16 protein-coding genes are annotated in these 18,327 nt (G+C 69.2%); 8 read left to right on the top strand and 8 right to left on the bottom strand.

Annotation, left to right across the window (positions count from 1 at the left end; genetic code table 11):
- Nucleotides 1-17: 17 nt before the first annotated feature.
- Entirely contained in the window at nucleotides 18-557 is a 540-nt protein-coding gene (locus tag Hbl1158_RS07500) for a nucleoside deaminase (RefSeq protein ID WP_234299423.1), read from the bottom strand.
- 90 nt (nucleotides 558-647) lie between these two features.
- Here Hbl1158_RS07500 and Hbl1158_RS07505 point away from each other — a divergent pair, with 90 nt between their 5' ends.
- The gene (locus tag Hbl1158_RS07505) at nucleotides 648-1,145 is read left to right on the top strand and encodes an NYN domain-containing protein (RefSeq protein ID WP_234299424.1); all 498 of its coding nucleotides are present in this window, start codon (nucleotides 648-650) and stop codon (nucleotides 1,143-1,145) included.
- Entirely contained in the window at nucleotides 1,142-1,615 is a 474-nt protein-coding gene (locus Hbl1158_RS07510; protein WP_234299425.1) for a PUA domain-containing protein, read from the top strand. Before Hbl1158_RS07505 ends, Hbl1158_RS07510 begins: the two co-directional genes overlap by 4 nt.
- 15 nt (nucleotides 1,616-1,630) lie before the next feature.
- Here Hbl1158_RS07510 and Hbl1158_RS07515 read toward each other — a convergent pair whose 3' ends face one another.
- Entirely contained in the window at nucleotides 1,631-2,476 is an 846-nt protein-coding gene (locus Hbl1158_RS07515) for a presenilin family intramembrane aspartyl protease PSH (RefSeq protein ID WP_234299426.1), read from the bottom strand.
- The gene (locus Hbl1158_RS07520) at nucleotides 2,473-3,396 is read right to left on the bottom strand and encodes a presenilin family intramembrane aspartyl protease PSH (RefSeq protein ID WP_234299427.1); all 924 of its coding nucleotides are present in this window, start codon (nucleotides 3,394-3,396) and stop codon (nucleotides 2,473-2,475) included. The genes Hbl1158_RS07515 and Hbl1158_RS07520 overlap by 4 nt, the downstream gene beginning before the upstream one ends.
- A 222-nt stretch (nucleotides 3,397-3,618) precedes the next feature.
- Here Hbl1158_RS07520 and Hbl1158_RS07525 point away from each other — a divergent pair, with 222 nt between their 5' ends.
- The 3 genes from Hbl1158_RS07525 to Hbl1158_RS07535 all read left to right on the top strand — a co-directional run bounded on the left by Hbl1158_RS07525 (nucleotide 3,619) and on the right by Hbl1158_RS07535 (nucleotide 8,496).
- Nucleotides 3,619-3,981 (top strand): chromosome segregation protein SMC, encoded by a 363-nt coding sequence (locus tag Hbl1158_RS07525; protein WP_234299428.1) that lies wholly within the window; start codon nucleotides 3,619-3,621, stop codon nucleotides 3,979-3,981.
- A 68-nt stretch (nucleotides 3,982-4,049) separates the two neighbouring features.
- Nucleotides 4,050-7,637 (top strand): chromosome segregation protein SMC, encoded by a 3,588-nt coding sequence (gene smc / locus Hbl1158_RS07530; RefSeq protein ID WP_234299429.1) that lies wholly within the window; start codon nucleotides 4,050-4,052, stop codon nucleotides 7,635-7,637.
- Complete coding sequence (locus Hbl1158_RS07535; RefSeq protein WP_234299430.1) at nucleotides 7,630-8,496, top strand: segregation/condensation protein A; 867 nt, start codon at nucleotides 7,630-7,632, stop codon at nucleotides 8,494-8,496. The genes smc and Hbl1158_RS07535 overlap by 8 nt, the downstream gene beginning before the upstream one ends.
- Nucleotides 8,497-8,520: 24 nt before the next feature.
- On the opposite strand, the gene mtnP is transcribed toward Hbl1158_RS07535, so the two are convergent.
- Nucleotides 8,521-9,399, bottom strand: a complete 879-nt coding sequence (gene mtnP / locus Hbl1158_RS07540; protein WP_234299431.1) for an S-methyl-5'-thioadenosine phosphorylase — start codon at nucleotides 9,397-9,399, stop codon at nucleotides 8,521-8,523.
- A 127-nt stretch (nucleotides 9,400-9,526) separates the two neighbouring features.
- On the opposite strand from mtnP, the gene Hbl1158_RS07545 reads away from it, so the two are divergent.
- Nucleotides 9,527-10,834 (top strand): 5'-deoxyadenosine deaminase, encoded by a 1,308-nt coding sequence (locus Hbl1158_RS07545; RefSeq protein WP_234299432.1) that lies wholly within the window; start codon nucleotides 9,527-9,529, stop codon nucleotides 10,832-10,834.
- Nucleotides 10,835-10,865: 31 nt separating this feature from the next.
- On the opposite strand, the gene Hbl1158_RS07550 is transcribed toward Hbl1158_RS07545, so the two are convergent.
- Nucleotides 10,866-11,315, bottom strand: a complete 450-nt coding sequence (locus Hbl1158_RS07550) for an NUDIX hydrolase (protein ID WP_234299433.1) — start codon at nucleotides 11,313-11,315, stop codon at nucleotides 10,866-10,868.
- A 100-nt stretch (nucleotides 11,316-11,415) separates the two neighbouring features.
- Between Hbl1158_RS07550 and Hbl1158_RS07555 the strand changes: the two genes are divergently transcribed.
- Nucleotides 11,416-12,855: an MATE family efflux transporter gene (locus Hbl1158_RS07555; RefSeq protein ID WP_234299434.1), complete on the top strand. Its 1,440-nt coding sequence runs from the start codon at nucleotides 11,416-11,418 to the stop codon at nucleotides 12,853-12,855.
- A 90-nt stretch (nucleotides 12,856-12,945) separates the two neighbouring features.
- On the opposite strand, the gene Hbl1158_RS07560 is transcribed toward Hbl1158_RS07555, so the two are convergent.
- From Hbl1158_RS07560 to Hbl1158_RS07570, 3 genes are all read right to left on the bottom strand, one after another.
- Nucleotides 12,946-13,902 (bottom strand): AEC family transporter, encoded by a 957-nt coding sequence (locus Hbl1158_RS07560; RefSeq protein WP_234299435.1) that lies wholly within the window; start codon nucleotides 13,900-13,902, stop codon nucleotides 12,946-12,948.
- Between the two features lie 85 nt (nucleotides 13,903-13,987).
- Nucleotides 13,988-16,156 carry a PAS domain S-box protein gene (locus Hbl1158_RS07565; protein WP_234299436.1) on the bottom strand — a complete coding sequence of 723 codons (2,169 nt, stop codon included), beginning with the start codon at nucleotides 16,154-16,156 and terminating at the stop codon, nucleotides 13,988-13,990.
- 153 nt (nucleotides 16,157-16,309) lie between these two features.
- Nucleotides 16,310-17,011 carry a phosphoribosyltransferase gene (locus Hbl1158_RS07570; protein WP_234299437.1) on the bottom strand — a complete coding sequence of 234 codons (702 nt, stop codon included), beginning with the start codon at nucleotides 17,009-17,011 and terminating at the stop codon, nucleotides 16,310-16,312.
- A gap of 373 nt (nucleotides 17,012-17,384) precedes the next feature.
- Here Hbl1158_RS07570 and dapA point away from each other — a divergent pair, with 373 nt between their 5' ends.
- A complete protein-coding gene (gene dapA, locus Hbl1158_RS07575; protein WP_234299438.1) occupies nucleotides 17,385-18,326 on the top strand; it encodes a 4-hydroxy-tetrahydrodipicolinate synthase in 942 nt (313 codons plus the stop codon).
- Nucleotide 18,327 lies beyond the last annotated feature (1 nt).

The following is an 18,327-nucleotide window of genomic DNA, read 5'->3' on the forward strand; positions in this document are numbered from 1 at the left end:
CGAACGCCACGCCCGTCTCACCCGTCCCCGTCGGAGGCACCGTCCGGACCCGCCCCCGTCGCCCCGCCCGCATCGCGGTGGACCGCGTCGCCGGCCTCCGGACGCACCGGACCGGCGGCGACCACGTCGCTTCCGAGCCGATCGTACACCTCCTCCGAGGGGAGCCACGAGTCGCGGCCGTACAACTCGGCCGCGCGCTCGGCGGACGTCGAGTGGACTACCGCGCCCAGGCCGACGTGGGCGATGCCCCCGGCGCACATCGGACACGGCTCCGTGCTGGTGTACATCACGAGGTCCGCGCGCTGAGCCGGCGAGAACTCCCGACCCGCGCGGGACGCGAGGGTGAGTTCGGGGTGCCGGCGCACGTCGTCCTCGGTGACGACGGCGTTGCGCTCGCGCATCGCGACCTCGTCGTCCGAGGCGCGCACGAGCACGGAGCCGTACGGGTCGTCGCCGCGGTCGGCGGCGCTGCGAGCCAGTTCGATGGCTTCGCGAACGTGGGCTTCGTGGCGCAGGTCGGCGAAGCGGTCCGGGAGCCGGTCGAGCGACGGTGTCATGTGCGAACGAACGGGCGGATCGATGGTGTAGCTGTCGGCGGTTCGGACGAACCCCGACAGGACTAACCGGCCGGTCCGATACCGTCGATTATGACCGAGATACACGAGGACCAGCGGGTGGCCGTGTTGGCCGACTCGCAGAACCTGTATCACTCCGCACAGAGCGTCTACTCGCGCAACGTCGACTACTCGAAGATGTTGGAGAAGGCCGTGATGGGCCGTCAGCTCACCCGCGCGATCGCGTACGTCATCCGCGCGGACTCCCCCGACGAGGAGACGTTCTTCGAGGCGCTGCGCGACATCGGCTTCGAGACGAAGATCAAGGAGATCAAGACGTTCGGCGACGGCTCGAAGAAGGCCGACTGGGACGTGGGGATCAGCCTCGACGCCGTGACGCTCGCCGACCACGTCGACACGGTCGTGCTGTGCACCGGGGACGCCGACTTCTCGCGGCTCTGCTCGCACCTGCGCCACGAGGGCGTGCGCGTCGAGGTCGTCGCCTTCGAGGAGTCTGCCGCGGCGGACCTCAAGGCGGCGGCCGACTCCTTCATCGACATGAGCGAGCGCGAGGACACGTTCCTGCTATGAGCGGCGACGCGACCCTCGCGGACCTCAGGGTCGTCGCCGACTACCAGTTCGGGGCAGGCGCGGGCGAGGCGCTGTTCCCGGCCGACGAGGACGTGACCGTCCGCCGGTCGACCAGCGGCCGCCCGCGCCAGGTCACCTGCGAGGCCGGACGGATCGTCTCCTACGGGACGGACGGCCGGTTCACCCTCGGCGTCGAGGGGGGACGCCGGCTCCGGGCGTCGCTCCCCCACCCGGAGTACAGCGTCGTCGTCGGCGACGAGTCCGCGCCGTTCGTGCGCGACGGGAAGAACGTGTTCGCGAAGTTCGTCCGGGAGGTGGGCGAGTCGGTCCGCCCGCGCGACGAGGTGGTCGTGGTCCACGACGACGGGACGGTGCTCGCGGTCGGTCGCGCGGAGCTCGCGGCCGCGGAGATGCGCGACTTCTCGACGGGAATGGCTGTGAAGGTCCGGTCCGGCGTCGACCCCGAGTGACAGCGACCCTGCCGATCACAGCACCGCGAGCGCGAGGAGCCACCCCGCGAGCGCGCCGCCGTTCACGAACGGGAGGCCGGCGTGGACGCCGCGGCGGCTGTGGACGAACGCCTGCAGGGCCGCCACCCCGACTAGCGACCCGAGGAGCGCGGCGACCGTCCGGCCCCCGACGCCCCCCTCGGCGACCGCGAGACTGGCGGTCAGCATGGCGGGGAACAGCGCGTCGCCTGCGCCCAGCACGGTCGCCGCCGGCGACCCGGTCGCGTCGGCGTCGCCGACCGTGAGCGCGCGGTCGTCGTAGCCGTCGTCGGTGGGGACGACGAACATCGAGGGGACGCGGAGGTCGGCGCTCGCGCTCGCCATGTCGAGCATGTGGCCGGAGCCGTACACCGCGTAGGCGTCGTAGGCGGTCGCGACGACGAGCGCGACCGCGGCGTACGCCGGGTCGAGGCTCGCGCCGAACAGTCCGGCCGCGCCGGCGACGCCGACCACCGCGACGCCGTTTCGCACGGCGGGCCGGGGGACGCGCCACGCGAGGAGTCCGCCGGCGACGGCGAGCGCCGCGCCCGAGACGGGGCCCAGCAGCGCTGCGGTCGCGAACCACATCGCCGCCGAGAGCGACACGAGCATCACCACGCGGACGACCCACCGGGCCGTGCCGTAGCGGACGACCGCCAGCGACAGGAGGGTTCCGACCACGAGTCCCGCCACCAGCGGGACGAGCGCGTCGCCGCCGTCGCCGTAGCTGACGCCGGTGCCGGCGAGGCGCGGCGCGACCACGACCGCGAGCGCCTGGACCGCGAGGAACAGCGCGCCGACGCCGAGCGCGCCGCGAACCCGGGGGGTGACGCGTCGGCTCACAGGTACGCAGCGACGCCCAGCGCCTCCGCGAGCGGCACGCCAGCCGCGAGCGACCCGAGGAGGTAGCCCCCGATCGCGCCGCCGTTGAGCAGCGGGAGCCCGGCGTGCGGGTTCCCCTTCAGCACCATCCGCAGGAGGACCCCCAGCCCGAGGAAGGTGCCGACGATCGAGAGCAGGGACGGCAGCCCCATCGCGGGGACGACGGGGAGACCGAACGCCGGCGCGGGCGACCAGAACGCCGCCGAGGCGGCCATCACCGCCGGCATCACAGCGTCGCCGAGGCCGATGAAGAACACCTCGCGGTCGGCCTCGTCGGTGCCCTCGGTCGCGCCCTCGGTCGACCCCTCCGCGAGCAGCGAGTAGGACCACTCCAGCGGGATGACGAGCACGACCGGGATGTTGAGGTCGAGCACGCCGTCCGCGAGGTCGAGCATGTGCTCGGTGCCGTACACCGAGATAGCGTCGTACACAGCGAGCACGGAGAGGAGGGCGATCGCCGGGAGGAGTCCGAAGGAGATGCCGAACAGTCCCGCCGCGCCCGCGCCCATCAGCGCTCCCGCGGTGTCGATGACGTACCACTCGGGGTACGCGAGCAGCGCGGCAGAGACGAGGCCGGCGGCGACGAGCGCCGCCGTCCCCGGAAGGAACACCGAGAACACGTACCACGAGAGCGCGCCCGAGGAGGCGACGATGACGAGCCTGACGACCCAGTCGAGGTCGTACTTGAACGCCGCGAGCATCAGCGCCGTGGCGACGAGGATCGCTCCGATGTACAGCCCGGAGTTCGTGGGATCCTGCGGGTCTTCGACGGTCTGGTAACCCGCGGCGTCGAACGTCGGCGCGAGCGACACCGCCCCGACGTGGACGACGAGGAACAACAGGGCCGCGAGGAGGACGCCGCGCGCCGCGCGTGTGTTCATCGACGGCGGCTTAGACCGGCCCGCGTTTGGCGGTTGTGGTTCGGAACGCCCTCGACCGATCCGGGATCTCGGATTCGATATAGCGGTCGAAGATTTATCGAAGCCGTATCGCGATCGACTGCGATACGACCCGAATCGACTGATTTCGACGCTTTCGGCGCTCACGTCCGGTCATTCGCTCGTCTGACGCGGGTTTATACGCGTGGAAGCGCGTCCCCGTGTATGGGAAATCGGGTCGATGACCTCGAAGCGCAAGTCGCCGAGTTGCAGGCCGCGGTCGATGGCCTGACCGAGGAACTGGTCGAAGCCAAAGAGCGGATCTCTCAGTTGGAGCGGTCCAACGCCGTCGAGGCCGACCCCGTCGAGGACCACAACCCCAACGCGGAGTTCGTCCCCAACGAGTCCGCCACCGCCGGGAACGCCAACGGGAGTTCGACGGGCGCGGCCGACGACGGCCGGGTCATGGCCGACGACGAGGACGACGCCCAGAAGGCGGCGCGCGGTGCCGACGGCGACGGGGCGGAGGGAGCCGACGACGACGCCGACTCCACCGACGACGACTCCGACGACATCATCGTCGCGTAACGCCGCCAGCGACGCCTCCGGGCGGGGCGTCACGGCTCACGACACACACCACGCCCCCAACCACACGCATGCACATCACCGAACTCGTCCTGGACAACTTCAAGAGCTTCGGGCGGCCGACGCGGATCCCCTTCTACGAGGACTTCACCGTCATCACGGGCCCGAACGGCTCCGGCAAGTCGAACATCATCGACGGGGTGCTGTTCGCGCTCGGCCTCGCCCGGACGCGCGGCATCCGCGCGGAGAAGCTGACCGACCTCATCTACAACCCCGGCTTCGAGGACGACGAAGGGCCCTCCGGGGACCGGGAGGCCAGCGTCGAGGTCGTCCTCGACAACGCCGACGGCACCCTCGACCGCTCGCAGGTGGTGAGCGCCGCCGGCAGCGACGACATCGGCGACCACGAGGAGATCACGATCAAGCGCCGGGTGAAGGAGACCGACGACAACTACTACTCGTACTACTACCTCAACGGGCGCTCGGTCAACCTCTCGGACATTCAGGACCTGCTCGCGCAGGCAGGGATCACGCCCGAGGGCTACAACGTCGTCATGCAGGGCGACGTGACCGACATCATCAACATGACGCCCCACGAGCGCCGGGGGATCATCGACGAGATCGCCGGCGTCGCCGAGTTCGACGCGAAAAAGGAGGACGCCTTCGGCGAACTGGAGACAGTCGAGGAGCGCATCGACGAGGCCGACCTCCGCATCGAGGAGAAGGAGGAACGGCTCGACCAGCTCGCCGACGAGCGCGAGACCGCCCTCCAGTACCAGGACCTCCGCGACGAGAAGCAGGAGTACGAGGGGTACCTCAAGGCCGCCGAGTTGGAGGAGAAGCGCGCCGACCTCGAGGAGACGCGCGAGTCGATGGCGAGCAGGGAGGACGAACTCGAGGAGCTTCGGGCGGAACTCGACGAGCGCCAGGCCCGCGTCGACGACTTCGAGAGCGACCTCGACGAGATCAACCGGGAGATCGAGCGGAAGGGCGAGGACGAACAGATCGCGATCAAATCCGAGATCGAGGAGATCAAAGGCGAGGTCTCTCGGTTGGAGGGGAAGATCGAGAATCAGCGCGAGCGCGTCGAGGAGGCCGAGGGCGAGCGCCGCGAGGCGTTCGTCGCGATCGACAAGAAGGACGAGGAGATCGACGAACTCGAGTCCGACATCCGGGAGACGAAAGTCGAGAAGGCGAACGTGAAGTCGACGCTGACCTCGAAGCGGACCGATCTGGCGGACGTGCAGGCCGAGATCGACAGCGTCGACACGGAGTTCGACGAGCTGAAGGCGGATCTGGCCGAGAAGAAGGAGACGCTCGAGGAGCTGCGGAGCGAGAAGAACGAGCTCCAGCGCGAGAAGGACCGCCTCCTCGACGACGCGCGCCGGCGTTCGAACGAGATCGGCGACACGGAGGAGGAACTCCAGGAGACGCGCGAGGCGATCCCCGACCTGAATGAGCGCGTCTCGAACCTCCACTCGGAGCTGGACAAAGCGGAGAAGAACAAGGTCAACATCGACGGCGTCATCGAGGACTTACGCGGCGAAAAGGAGGAGTACCAGGACGAACTCGAGGAGGTCGACGCGGAGATCCGCGAGATGCAACAGGAGTACTCGAAGCTCGAGGCGCGGGCGGACGACTCCGGTGACACGTCGTGGCCGCGGGCGGTGACCGAGGTGAAGAACGCGCAGTTCTCCGGCGTCCACGGTCCGGTCGGCGAGCTCGCGTCGGTCCCCGGCGAGTACGCGACGGCGTGTGAGACCGCCGCCGGCGGTCGGCTCGCGAACGTCGTCGTCGACGACGACGGCGTCGGCTCCGACTGCATCGACTACCTGAAGCAGCGCAACGCGGGGCGCGCGACGTTCCTACCCATCACGGAGATGGACGAGCGCGGCCTGCCGTCGCTGCCGAACGATCCCGGCGTCGTCGACTTCGCGCGCAACCTCGTCGACTACGACGCGGAGTACGAGGGGATCTTCTCGTACGTGCTCGGGTCGACGCTGGTCGTCGAGGACATGGACACGGCCCGGCACCTGATGGGTAACTACCGGATGGTCACCCTCGACGGCGACCTCGTCGAGAAGTCCGGTGCGATGACCGGCGGCTCCGGCGGCGGCTCCCGCTACTCCTTCTCGAAGTCAGGGAAGGGGAAGCTGGAGCGCGTCGCCGAGGCGATCCACGAACTCGAGGACGAACGCCAGCGGATCAAATCCGAGATCGCCGACGTCGACGACGACCTGGAGGACGCCCGGTCGCGCGCGTCCGACGCCGCCGAGAAGGTCAGGGACATCGAGTCGGACATCGACCGCGTCGAGGAGCAACTCGAGACGAAAGAAGAGCGGGTCGGCGAGCTGGAGGACCGCCTCGAGGAGCTGCGCGAGGAGCGCGAGTCCGTCGACGAGGAGATGACGGCGCTGGACGGCGAGATCGAGGAGGCGGACGAGGAGATCGCGTCGATCGAGGCGGACATCGAGGAGTTGGAAGCCGAGTTGGCCGACTCGAAGATTCCCGAGCTGTCGGCCGAGGCAGACGAGATCCGCGCGGAGATCGACGACCTCGAGGAGCGGATGGACGACCTCGACGGCGAACTGAACCAGCTCCAACTGGAGAAACAGTACGCCGAGGAGGCCGTCGACGACCTCCACGACACCGTCGAGGAGGCGCAGTCGAAGAAGGCCGACGCCGAAGAGCAGATCGACGAGTACGAGGAGCAGATTGCCGAGAAGGAGTCGACGCTGGAGGAGAAACGCGACGCGATAGCCGAGTTGGAGGACGAACTCGCGGACCTCAAGGAGGAGCGCGAGGGCGTCAAGGAGTCGCTCCGAGAGGCGAAGGCCGAGCGCGACGACCAGGAGAACGAGGTCGAGCGCGTCGTCTCGACGCTGGAGTCGCTGCGCGAGACCGCAGAGCGCCTGGAGTGGGAGATCGACTCGCTGGAGGAGCAGGTCGGCAGCTACGACCCCGAGGAGATCCCCGACCACGACACCGTCGAGTCCGAGATCGACCGGCTGCAAGAAGCGATGGAGGAGCTGGAGCCGGTGAACATGCTCGCGATCGACGAGTACGACGACGTGCAGGCGGACCTCGACGACCTCCGGGAGCGCCGCGACGTGCTCGTCGACGAACGCGAGGCCATCGAGGAACGGATCGACCGCTTCGAGTCCCAGAAGCGGGCGACGTTCATGGACGCCTACGAGGCGATCGACGAGCAGTTCACCGAGATATTCCAGCGGCTTTCCGCCGGGACCGGTGAGCTGGTCTTAGAGGACCCCGAAGATCCCTTCGAAGGGGGGTTGACGATGAAGGCCCAACCGGGGGACAAACCGATCCAACGGCTCGACGCGATGTCGGGCGGAGAGAAGTCGCTGACGGCGCTGGCGTTCATCTTCGCCATCCAGCGGCACAACCCCGCGCCGTTCTACGCGCTCGATGAGATCGACGCCTTCCTCGACGCGGTCAACGCCGAGCGCGTCGGCGAGATGGTCCACGACCTCGCGGGCGAGGCCCAGTTCGTCGTGGTCAGCCACCGCTCGGCGCTGCTGGAGCGCTCCGAGCGCGCCATCGGCGTGACGATGCAGTCGGACAACGTCTCGGCCGTGACGGGCATCCAGTTGGGTGAGGACGGCGAGCCGGTGCCGGAGGTGCAGGCGGATGATTGACGCCCCGGGCGACGTGCGCGAACTCGGTCCCGGCGACGGCGGGACCGACGACGACGAGGTCGAGCCGGTCGAACTGCTCGTCAACCTCGCGGAGGAGGGGGAGATCGACCCGTGGGACATCGACGTGGTCGAAGTGACCGACGCGTTCCTCGACCGGCTCGACGAGGCAGACATCCGGACGGGCGGTCGCGCCCTCTTCTACGCGAGCGTCCTCCTTCGGATGAAGTCCGACGACATGCTCGCGGCCGACGACGACGACCCCGAGGACGAACTCGAGCCGTGGGAGCGGGCGTTCGAGGGCGGCGGCGAGATGGCCGGCGAGGGCGCGCCGATCGACGACGGCTTCGACCCCGTGAACGCGCTGGAGGACGAGATGGACCGCCGGTTGGAGCGCAAGAGCACCCGCGGCTCGCCCGAGACGCTGGACGAACTCGTGCGGGAACTTCGCGAGGCCGAGCGGGGCACCTGGTGGAAGGAGTCCAGGGAGTACGACACCAGCGAGTCGCCGACCGGGTTCTCCCGGGGGACGCAGACGCTGGAGTATCGAGGGGCCGAGGACCTCAGACAGGAGGGCGAACCGGACGAGGACGACGTGACCGGGACGACCCACGAGGAGGACATCGAGGCGGTCATCGACGACGTGCGCGCCGCGTTGCACCCGCAGTACGAGCGCGGGCGGGCGGAGGTGCTGTTCCGAGAGGTCGCCGACACCGGTAGCACAGCGGTGATGACGTACCTCGCGATGCTGTTTCTGGCGCACCGCGGCGAGATCACGCTGGAGCAGGACGACCTGTTCGGCGATCTCTGGGTGCGCGACGCCGGCGTCGCCGCCGCGGGCGACGAGGCGATCGCGGACTAAATACCGGTCCCCGATCCGGCTTCGTTACTCGTCCAGATACTCGTCCACGAACAGCCCGACGCGCTCGCGGGTCTCCTCGGGCACGGCCTCGGCGGGCGTGTTGATCGTCCCCTCGAGCGAGCCGTGGGCCTCGCAGTCCATCTCGTCGGGGAAGGTGCGGACGGCTTCCTCGACGGTCTCTTTGATCGCCTCCTCGTTGGCGGCGGCGTTCTCCAGCACCTCCTCCAGCGTCACCTCGGCGTCCTGTTTCCACACGTCGTAGTCGGTGACCCCGGCGACCGTCGCGTACGCCATCTCGGCCTCGCGGGCGAGCTTCGCCTCCGGGATCGCGGTCATGCCCACGAGATCCCAGCCCTGGCTCTTGTAGAACTCCGACTCGGCCTTCGTGGAGTACTGCGGTCCCTCGATGCAGACGTAGGTCCCCTCGTCGACGACGTCGGAGTCGGAGCCGAGGTCGCCGAGCGCGCGCTCGGCCGCGTCGGCGAGGTGGTCGGCCAGCTTCGGCGAGTACGGGCGCGTGAACGGCTGGTGGACGACGATCCCGTCGCCGAAGAAGGAGAGGTCTCGGTGTTTCGTCCGGTCGTAGATCTGGTCGGGGACCACGAGCGTCTGCGGCGACAGCTCCTCCTTCAGTGAGCCGACGGCGTTGCTGGCGATGACGTACTCGACGCCCGCCTGCTTCAGCGCGTGGATGTTCGCCTTGTACGGCAGGTCCGTGGGCGAGCGCTGGTGGTCGGGGCCGTGCCGGGGGAGGAACACGACCTCGCGGCCGGTGTCGCCGAACTCGCCGATCTCCAGGTCCGCGGAGGGCTCGCCGAAGGGAGTGGTGACTGACTCGGTGCGCGTGTTTCGCAGCGGGAGCGCCTCGTAGATCCCGCTGCCGCCGATGAAGCCGATGGTCATTCGTGACTCACGGTTCCGGCGGTTCGGGCTAAAGCGATGTGGATCCGATCGGGAGAGGGATCACCTCGCCGATCGGAACGCGGATCCACACGTCTTTGTACGACGACGAGGGAGAGAACTCGGACCCATGCTACTCGCCGGAACCGTCGTCGCCGACGCCGAGACGGTCATCGAGAACGGCGCGGTCGTCGTCGACGGCGACCGGATCGTCGCCGTCGGCGACGAGGCCGGTCTCCGCGAGCGCTACCCCGACCACGCGCGCCGCGAGTTCGGGATCGTCGCCCCCGGCACCGTCGGCGCGCACGTCCACTCCGTGCAGTCGCTCGGCCGGGGGATCGCCGACGACGCCGCGCTGCTCGACTGGCTGAACGACCACGTGCTGCCGATGGAGGCCGGGCTCGGTGCCGATGGAATGCGACTCGCGGCCGAACTCGGCTACCTGGAGTGCATCGAGTCGGGCGTCACCACCGTGATCGACCACCTGTCGGTCCACCACGCCGACCAGGCGCTGGCGGCGGCCGTCGACTCGGGCATCCGCGCCCGCGCCGGCAAGGTGCTGATGGACACGAACGCCCCCGACGGCCTCAGCCAGGAGACGGAGCGGGCGCTCGCGGAATCGGAGGCCCTGATCTGGAACTACCACGGAGCCGACGACGGCCGGATCCGCTACGCCGTCACCCCGCGGTTCGCCGTCACCTGCACCGACGAGTGTCTGCGCGGCTGTCGCGACCTCGCCGACGCCTACGACGGCGTCCGGATCCACACCCACGCCTCCGAGAACACCGACGAGATCGGCGTCGTCGAGGAGCGTACCGGCAAGCGAAACGTCGCGTACCTCGACGAAGTGGGCCTCACCGGCGAGGACGTGATCCTCGCCCACTGCGTCCACACCGACGAGACGGAACGCGAGATCATCGCCGAAACCGGGACGCACGTGACGCACTGCCCGTCCTCGAACATGAAGCTCGCATCCGGGATCGCGCCCGTCGAGGACTACCTCGCGCGCGGCGTCACCGTCGCCCTCGGCAACGACGGCCCCCCGTGCAACAACACGCTCGACCCCTTCACGGAACTGAAGCAAGCCAGTCTGCTCGCGAAGGTGGACGCGCGCGATCCCACGGCCGTCGACGCCGCCACGGCGTTCCGGATGGCGACCCGAAACGGTGCCGAGGCCGCCGGGTTCGAGGCGGTCGGCGCGCTCCGTGAGGAGTGGAAGGCCGACGTGATCGGCATCGACACGGACCTGACGCGGGCGACGCCGATCCACGACCCCGTGGGCCACCTCGTGTTCGCGGCCCACGGCGACGACGTGGCGTTCACGATGGTCGACGGCGCGGTGCTGTACGACGAGGCCGACGGCGGGCACCGGACGCTCGACGCCGAACGGATCCGTCGCGAGGCGAACGCGTTCGACGTGCCCGGCGTCGACGCCTGAACCGGCCGACCCGGGCCAGCCCGTCAGTTAGTCAGTCAGTCCGCGACCGCTCCGCCTCCGCCGCCTCCACGTGCCCGCGAGTGAACCCGGGTACCTCGTCGTCGCGCTCGATCCGGTGGACGGTGTACCAGTCGACGGCCGCGACCTCGTCGGGCGCGGCCGGGTACGGGTCGCCAGTCTCGTGCTCGGCTAGGCAGACGACGTTCAGACACGGCTCGCCGGTGTCTAACTCGAACACGCCGCTGGTGACGGCCACGACCTCGCCCACCTCGACGGCGACCTCCTCGCGGAGTTCCCGGCGGACGGTGTGTTCAATTGCGTCCGCGTCTCCGGGCTCGGATTCGAGGGTGCCGCCAGGGAGTCCCAGCGTCCCCGGCGCGTGGTCTTCGTCGGCACCGCGCTCGATCAGCAGGTACTCCGGGTCGCCGTCGCTGAGGCGGTACACCGCGGCGTCGACGTTGACGACGTAGCTGTCGACCATACGTCCGCTCCCGACGGACGCGTGAAAGCCGTTCGGTCCCCGTGTTCCGTGATACCACGCGTGAGAAGCGTTCAAGGCCCGCCTTCGCTTCAGAGGAGATATGACCGGTTCCCCCTCCTCAGCGCACGCGTCGGATCTCGTCGAGGGGGATCTCCTCCGACCGATGTTGCGCGTCGCGTGGCCGCTGGTGTTGATCCAGTTGCTGCAGGTCATGTACAACGTCGCGGACACCTTCTGGCTCGGTCGGCTCTCGGCCGACGCCGTCGGCGCGCTCTCGCTGGCGTTCCCGATCGTGTTCCTGTTCATCAGCGTCGGCGGCGGCTTCACCGCCGCGGGGGCGATCCTCGTCGCCCAGCACACCGGCGCGAGCGCCGCCAGTTCCGGCAGCGACCGCGAGGCGGGCAGAGTCGCCGGCACGGCGCTGGGGTTCGTCATGATCGTCGCGACGGCACTCGGCGCGCTCGGGTACGTCGCCGTCGAACCGGCGCTGGCGCTCATTCCAGCGGACGCGGCGACCGCGACGGAGGTCGTCCCGCTGGCGGCGGCGTACATGCGGGTGTTCTTTCTCGCGACGCCGTTCCTGTTCGGCTTTTACGCGTTCGTCGCGCTGATGCGCGGCTTCGGCGACACGCGCGCGCCGCTGCGGGTGATGGTCGTCTCGGTCGCGTTCAACGTCGCCCTCGACCCGGTGCTCATCTTCGGGTGGGGACCCGCCCCCGCCCTCGGCATCGAGGGGGCCGCGTGGGCGACGTTCGCCGCCCGCGCGGTCGCGACCGTGGTCGGCTGGTACGTGCTGTTCGGCACCGACGCGGGGCCCGAGATCCGCCTCGGCGACCTCGTGCCGGACCCCGAGATCGTCCGGCGGATCGTCCGACTGGGCGTCCCCTCGGCGCTGGAGCAGTCCGGCGTCTCGCTGGCGTTCGTCGTGCTGACGGCGCTGGTGGCGACGTTCCCGCCGGCGGTCGTCACCGCCTACGGACTCGGGAACCGCCTCATCTCGCTGGTGGTGTTGCCGGCGATGGGGCTCGCGCAGGCGGTCAACACCGTCGTCGGGCAGAACCTCGGAGCCGAGCGTCCGGACCGCGCGTGGCGGGCCGTCCGGGCGGCGCTGGGCGTCGTCGCGGCCGTGATGCTCCCGGTCGCGATCCTCGCGGCCGCGTTCCCGGTGCCGATCGTGCAGGTGTTCCTCCCCCCGGGGTCGCCCGACGCCGCGGGGACGATCGACTACGCGGTGACGTACCTCCGGGTCGCCTCGGTGATGTTCGTGTTCCTCGGGGTGTTCGAGGTCATCCGCGGCACCTTCCGGGGGGCCGGTCGGACCACGACGGCGCTGGCGCTGTCGCTGGTCGCCGTCTGGGTCGTCAGGGTACCCGCGACGTACGGGGCCGTCTTCGTGTACGACTTCGGCACGACGGGGATCTGGTGGGCCGTCGTCGCCGGCGACGTGGTCGGTGCGATCGTCGGCCTGGCGTGGCTCTACCGGGGCACCTGGACGAGCGCCGTCGTCGACCCGCCGGCGGGCACGCCGGCCGACGATTGACGCGAGAGACACGCGGGTCGTTCACGATTCTTCCCCGTGCTCTCGAACGGTCGAGACGCTCGAACTGAGCCGGGTCCCGTCCCCGTTCGATCAGATCACCGCGCCGCTCTCTAGCACGGCGATCAGCACAGTAAGCATCGGGATCGACGCCACGGTCGTCACGAGGATGACGGTGCTCACGTACTCGGGGACCGAGACGCCGCCGATCTCGAGGTCCTCGGCGAACGCGCCGACGAGGATGAGCGGCGTCACGGCGGCGGGCATCGCCGACTCGAGGACGAACACCCGCGCGACCGTCGCGTCCTGAAAGCCGACGGCGACCGCGACGGCGACGGCGACCGCGGGCGCGACGACCATCTTCAGGACGGACGGCGTCGCGGCCTGCGAGAAGGCCGCGCCGTAGTCGGTCTTCGAGAGCTGGATCCCGAGGATCAGAAGCATCACCGGGATCGACGAGTCGCCGACCAGTTGGAGCGTCTGCATCGCCGTACCGTCGGCGGGCGGCACGGCTCCGAACGCCCGCGCGCCGAGCGCGACCGGGACCGCCCAGACGAGCGGGATCTTCAGCACGCGCCGAACCCCCTGGACACCCCCGCCGCCGCCGGCGCGCGAGGCGACGTACACGCCGACGGTGTAGATGAGCACCGACTGGATCGCGAGATACAACACGGCGGCCGGTCGACCCCCGCTCGGGAACGCGAAGTCAGAGAGCGGGATGCCGTAGTTGCCGCAGTTGGGGAACGTCGCCGCGAGCACGAGCGCCGAGAGCCGGGGCTCCGACTCGCCGAGCAGTCGACCCACTCCCTCGGCGACGACGAGCATGCCGAGGATGTAGGCGGTCACCGCGACCGTCATCCGCGCGATGGTCGCGCCCGAGAAGGCGGCGGTCGCGAGGCTGTGGAGCACGAGCGCCGGCGCGAGCACGTACACGACGACCGTGTTCAGCGGGCCGGCGTCCACGTCGCTGGCGTGCCCGAGCGCGAAGCCCACCGCCGCGACGGCGACGATCGGGAGGACCGCACCCGCGAAGATGTCGAGAAGCGCCACGACGTTCGATGTCGCCGGGGACGGCAAGAACCGTTCGGCTCCGGCAGCCGGGGCGACCGATCGCCCGCGATCGGAGTCGGTCCCGTTACGGATCCCGGAAGTCCACGCCGGAGAACTCGAATCGAGCGCCGCCGTCGTCGCTCTCGCCGATATCGATGCGCCAGCCGTGCGCGTCGGCGACGCGTTTGACGATGCTCAGTCCGAACCCGGTTCCGCCCTCGGCCGTGGTGTAGCCGGCGTCGGAGACGCGATCCCGTTCCGACGGCGGGATACCGGGGCCGTCGTCGGCGACGAAGAACCCGGAGTCGGTCGAGCCGACCGTGACGGAGACGCCGTCGCCGCCGTGTTCGACGGCGTTGGCGACGAGGTTCTCCAGGAGCTGGCGCAGTCGGTTCTCGTCGGCCTCGACGGCGAACTCCGACTCGGCCGAGAGCGTCGCGTCCCCGGTCTCGATCGTCTCCCAGCACGCCCTGGTGACCTCCGCGACGGGGACCGGTTCGACATCGATAGCACCCTCGCCCTCGCGTGCGAGCGCGAGGAGGTCGTCGACGAGGTCGTCCATCCGGGTCAGCGCTCTGTCGATGTGATCGATGTGCTCGCTGTCGACCTCGTCCGCCAGCAGCGTCAGCCGTCCGTTCGCGACCGTCAGCGGATTTCGCAGGTCGTGGCTCACGACGCTGGCGAAGCGATCCAGCCGTTCGTTGCGCTCGATCAACTCGGCCTCGCGGGCCTTCTGGTCGCTGATGTCGCGGTCCATCGCGACGAATCGATCCGCCCCGTCAAGGTCGAGTCGGATCAGGTGGATCTCGACGGGGAACGTCGAGCCGTCGCGGCGACGGAGTTCCCCCTCGAAGCGGTGGGGCGTGTTCGACGGGCAGTCGGCCCAGAAGTCTCGCGCGCGGTCCGGATCGACCTCCGTGTCGACATCCCAGGCCCGCTTACCGATCAACTCCTCCTCCTCGTACCCCAGCTCCTCGCACATTCGCTGGTTCACGTCGCGCAGGACGCCGTCGGCGTCGTGGGTCACTATCATGTCCGGCGAGTTCTCGAACAGCGCCTCCAGGCGAGCGGTGCTCGACCGGAGTCGCTCCTCTCGCTGCCTGCGCTTCGTCACGTCCGAGAGGAACCAGACGAGCTGGCTCACGCGCCCGTCGTCGTCCTCGATCGGCGAGACGTCGACGTGCACCCAGAACGGCTCGTCGTCGGCGTCGTACGCCCGAACGTCGGCGGCGATCGGCTCGCGCTCCTCAACTGCATCTCGGATCGTCGCGACCGTCTCCGGGTCGGTTTCGGGGCCGCGAAGGAGCTCCCAGTCGAGTCCGAGCGCCTCTTGGGTGTCGTAGCCGGTCAGCTCCTCGAACCCCTCGTTGACGTAGACGACGGGGTTGTCCGCCACCGTCGGATCGGTGATCACGATCCCGACGGACGCCGCGTCCAACGCGTTCGTCTTCAGCTCCAGCTCCGATTCCAACTCGTCGCTGCGGCCCAACTCCTGAACGATACAGACGTGCCCGCCGTCGTCCATCTGTGTCAACACGAGCTGCTCGGGGACGAGCCGTCCGCCCTCGGTGACGCCGGTCGACCGCCCGCGCCACGTGCCCTCGCTCTCCAGTTCCGGAAGGATCTCCTCGTTGAACCGACGGGTCTCGTCGGACGGGTACAACACCTCCCAGTGACGGCCGATCAGCTCCGCGCGGTCGCGGTCGTACACCTCGGCGTACGCCTCGTTCATGTACTGATACACGCCGCCGTCGTCGATGATACCGATCCCCTCCTCGGCCGACTCGATCGCGAGAAACCCCTTCCGGACCTGCCGTTCCGCCCAGTACTTCTCGACGAGGTTCTCCACCTTGTTGGCGAGCACCGGGTACTCCTCGGTGCCTCCCTTCTGCAGGTACTCGTCGACGCCGGCGGAGATCGCGCGGCTCGCGATCTCCTCGCTCCCCTTCCCCGTGAACAGCACGAACGGGACCTCTACCTCCGCCTCCCGGATCGCCGCGAACAGCTCCAGCCCGTCCATGCCCGGCATGTCGAAGTCGCTGACGACGCAGTCGTACGTCTCGGCGTTCTCCCGGAGTTCCGCTAGTGCGGCCGACGGGTCCGTGATGCCGGTGGTGTCGGCGTCGGGAAGCTCTCGCTCCAAGTAGGTCGCCGACAGCTCGACCATCTGCTCGTCGTCGTCGACGAGCAGCACCGAGAGCCGTTCGGGCCCCCCGCCGAACGGGGCGAGCTCACCGAGGGGTGACGAGGCCATGCCACCCGTGTTTCCAAGAGAGCGACATAACTGAATCCCTTCGTGTAAAACTATTCATATTTGTGACGTGGGCGCGGTTGCGCTGTCGCAGACCGACCGGTGAACCGGGATCGAGTCGGGTCGTGCGTCGGGCCCGAACTCGGACCCGCCGAGTTACTCTCCCGCGTCGAGCAGCCGGTAGCCGTCCGCCGTCCGGCGGACGACGTCTCGTTGCTCCATCTCCTCGAGCACCTCGCCGACCCGTCCGGGTTGGGCGATCTCCATTTCGATCCGGTCGATACCGTGGAACTCCGCGAGGTAGTGGCGCACGTCCTCCAGCGTGAACGCTTCCTGGTCGGCCTGCTCCATCGCGCCGCTGGTCAGGTCGATCATGTCCTCGATGAAGTTCCAGGGGTACACCATCCAGGTCCACTCCTCCAACTGCTCGCCGACGAAGTCCGGCTCGAACTCGGAGGTCTGGAGCAGTTGCAGGGTCGCGGTCTTCACCTCGCCGCAGTCGCGCTCGGTGACGTACTCCTGTGCGCGCTTGATCGACCCGCCGGTGTCGGCGATGTCGTCGATGATGAGCACGTCCTTGTCGGAGACGCTCCCCTCCGGCATCGGGTAGCGAACGGTCGGCTCGCCGGACTTCTCGGCGGTGCCGACGTAGTGTTCCATCTTGAGGCTCGTCAGGTCGTTGAGCCCGAGGAAGTCGCAGACGCACCGACCGGCGAACCAGCCGCCTCGGGCCAGCGCGACGACCACGTCGGGTTCGAAGTCGACCGCCTTCACCTGATTCGACACGTCCCGACAGAGTCCGTAGATGTACTCCCAGTTCGTGACGGTACAGTCGAAGTCGTCCGGGAGATCGCTCATTACCCGGTCGTGGTGGTGGCGGTCGTATAAGGGTTTACAGGTGCGGCCGCGACAACTGGACGGGCGAGCCGCCGGCCGCAGGCTCGCGGGACAATATCGGCCCACAAGGAAACGCATTTACAACCGCCGGGACTGTGCTTAGGTAATGAGCGGGACGCCGCCCTCGACGCGCAGCCTCGCCGTTGAGTCGGGTGTCCGCCCCGTCTTCTCCGCGAAACCGAAACGTGTGTGATATCGTTCTCGGCCTGGCGTAGCGGCCGGTCGGGGGTGAGTTCCGGTTCGCCGTCGAGTCGCCCACTACCACCGACGAACGCGACACACGCGACATGTCCGACGAACGCGACACACGCGACCCATCCGACACACCCACATCATGACCATCCACCACGACACCTTCGCCGGCGTCTACCCGGCGATGACGACGCCGTTCACCGACGGCACCGACGAGGTCGACCACGAACAGCTCGCGGCCGATGCGCGACGGCTCGCCGACGCCGGCGTCGACGGGCTCGTCCCGGTCGGTTCGACCGGCGAGGCCGCGACGCTCACGCACGACGAACACGCCGAGGTCGTCGAGACCGTCGTCGACGCCGTCGACGTGCCCGTCATCGCGGGCACCGGCTCGAACTCGACGCGCGAGGCGCTCGATCTGTCCGAGCGCGCGGCCGACGCCGGGGCGGACGCGATCCTCCTCATCTCGCCGTACTACAACAAGCCTGAGCCCGCAGGCCAGTACAACCACTTCGCGACCATCGCGGACGCCGTCGACCTCCCGCAGGTCGTGTACAACGTCCCGAGCCGGACCGGCCTGAACCTCGACGTGGACACCGTCGTCGACCTGGCGGCCCACGAGAACGTACAGGGGTACAAGGCGGCCTCGGGCGACGCGAACCAGATTTCGGAGATCATCGAGCGCACGCGCGACGAGGAGTTCGACGTGCTCTCGGGGGACGACGGGATGACGCTCCCGCTCATGTCGATGGGCGCGACGGGCACCATCTCCGTCACCGCCAACGTCGAGCCCGAACGGACCGCCGAACTGGTCCACGCGGCGCTGAACGGCGACTTCGAGCGCGCCCGCGAGATCCACCACGGACTCGGCCCGCTGACGCGCGCGCTGTTCCGGGAGACGAACCCGATCCCGGTGAAGGAGGCGATGGGGATTCGGGGCTACGGCCCCGCCGAGATGCGCCCCCCGCTGACGCGCGGCAGCGACGAGACCCTGCGCGTGCTGACGGACCTGCTCGCGGAACTGGAGGCCGACCGCGACGGCGACGCCGACCACGACGGCGACTCGACCGGAACGGGGGCCTGAG

Source organism: Halobaculum sp. CBA1158 (genome assembly GCF_021431925.1).
Lineage (GTDB): Archaea > Halobacteriota > Halobacteria > Halobacteriales > Haloferacaceae > Halobaculum.

Bases quoted from the DNA above. Each gene is read 5' to 3' on its own strand.
- Hbl1158_RS07545 (WP_234299432.1), top strand. From the start codon at position 9,527: ATGCTACTCGCCGGAACCGTCGTCGCCGACGCCGAGACGGTCATCGAG.
- Hbl1158_RS07570 (WP_234299437.1), bottom strand. From the start codon at position 17,011: ATGAGCGATCTCCCGGACGACTTCGACTGTACCGTCACGAACTGGGAG.
- Hbl1158_RS07535 (WP_234299430.1), top strand. From the start codon at position 7,630: ATGATTGACGCCCCGGGCGACGTGCGCGAACTCGGTCCCGGCGACGGC.
- smc (WP_234299429.1), top strand. From the start codon at position 4,050: ATGCACATCACCGAACTCGTCCTGGACAACTTCAAGAGCTTCGGGCGG.
- Hbl1158_RS07510 (WP_234299425.1), top strand. From the start codon at position 1,142: ATGAGCGGCGACGCGACCCTCGCGGACCTCAGGGTCGTCGCCGACTAC.
- Hbl1158_RS07500 (WP_234299423.1), bottom strand. From the start codon at position 557: ATGACACCGTCGCTCGACCGGCTCCCGGACCGCTTCGCCGACCTGCGC.
- Hbl1158_RS07565 (WP_234299436.1), bottom strand. From the start codon at position 16,156: ATGGCCTCGTCACCCCTCGGTGAGCTCGCCCCGTTCGGCGGGGGGCCC.
- Hbl1158_RS07505 (WP_234299424.1), top strand. From the start codon at position 648: ATGACCGAGATACACGAGGACCAGCGGGTGGCCGTGTTGGCCGACTCG.
- Hbl1158_RS07555 (WP_234299434.1), top strand. From the start codon at position 11,416: ATGACCGGTTCCCCCTCCTCAGCGCACGCGTCGGATCTCGTCGAGGGG.
- Hbl1158_RS07520 (WP_234299427.1), bottom strand. From the start codon at position 3,396: ATGAACACACGCGCGGCGCGCGGCGTCCTCCTCGCGGCCCTGTTGTTC.
- dapA (WP_234299438.1), top strand. From the start codon at position 17,385: ATGACCATCCACCACGACACCTTCGCCGGCGTCTACCCGGCGATGACG.
- Hbl1158_RS07525 (WP_234299428.1), top strand. From the start codon at position 3,619: ATGGGAAATCGGGTCGATGACCTCGAAGCGCAAGTCGCCGAGTTGCAG.
- Hbl1158_RS07550 (WP_234299433.1), bottom strand. From the start codon at position 11,315: ATGGTCGACAGCTACGTCGTCAACGTCGACGCCGCGGTGTACCGCCTC.
- mtnP (WP_234299431.1), bottom strand. From the start codon at position 9,399: ATGACCATCGGCTTCATCGGCGGCAGCGGGATCTACGAGGCGCTCCCG.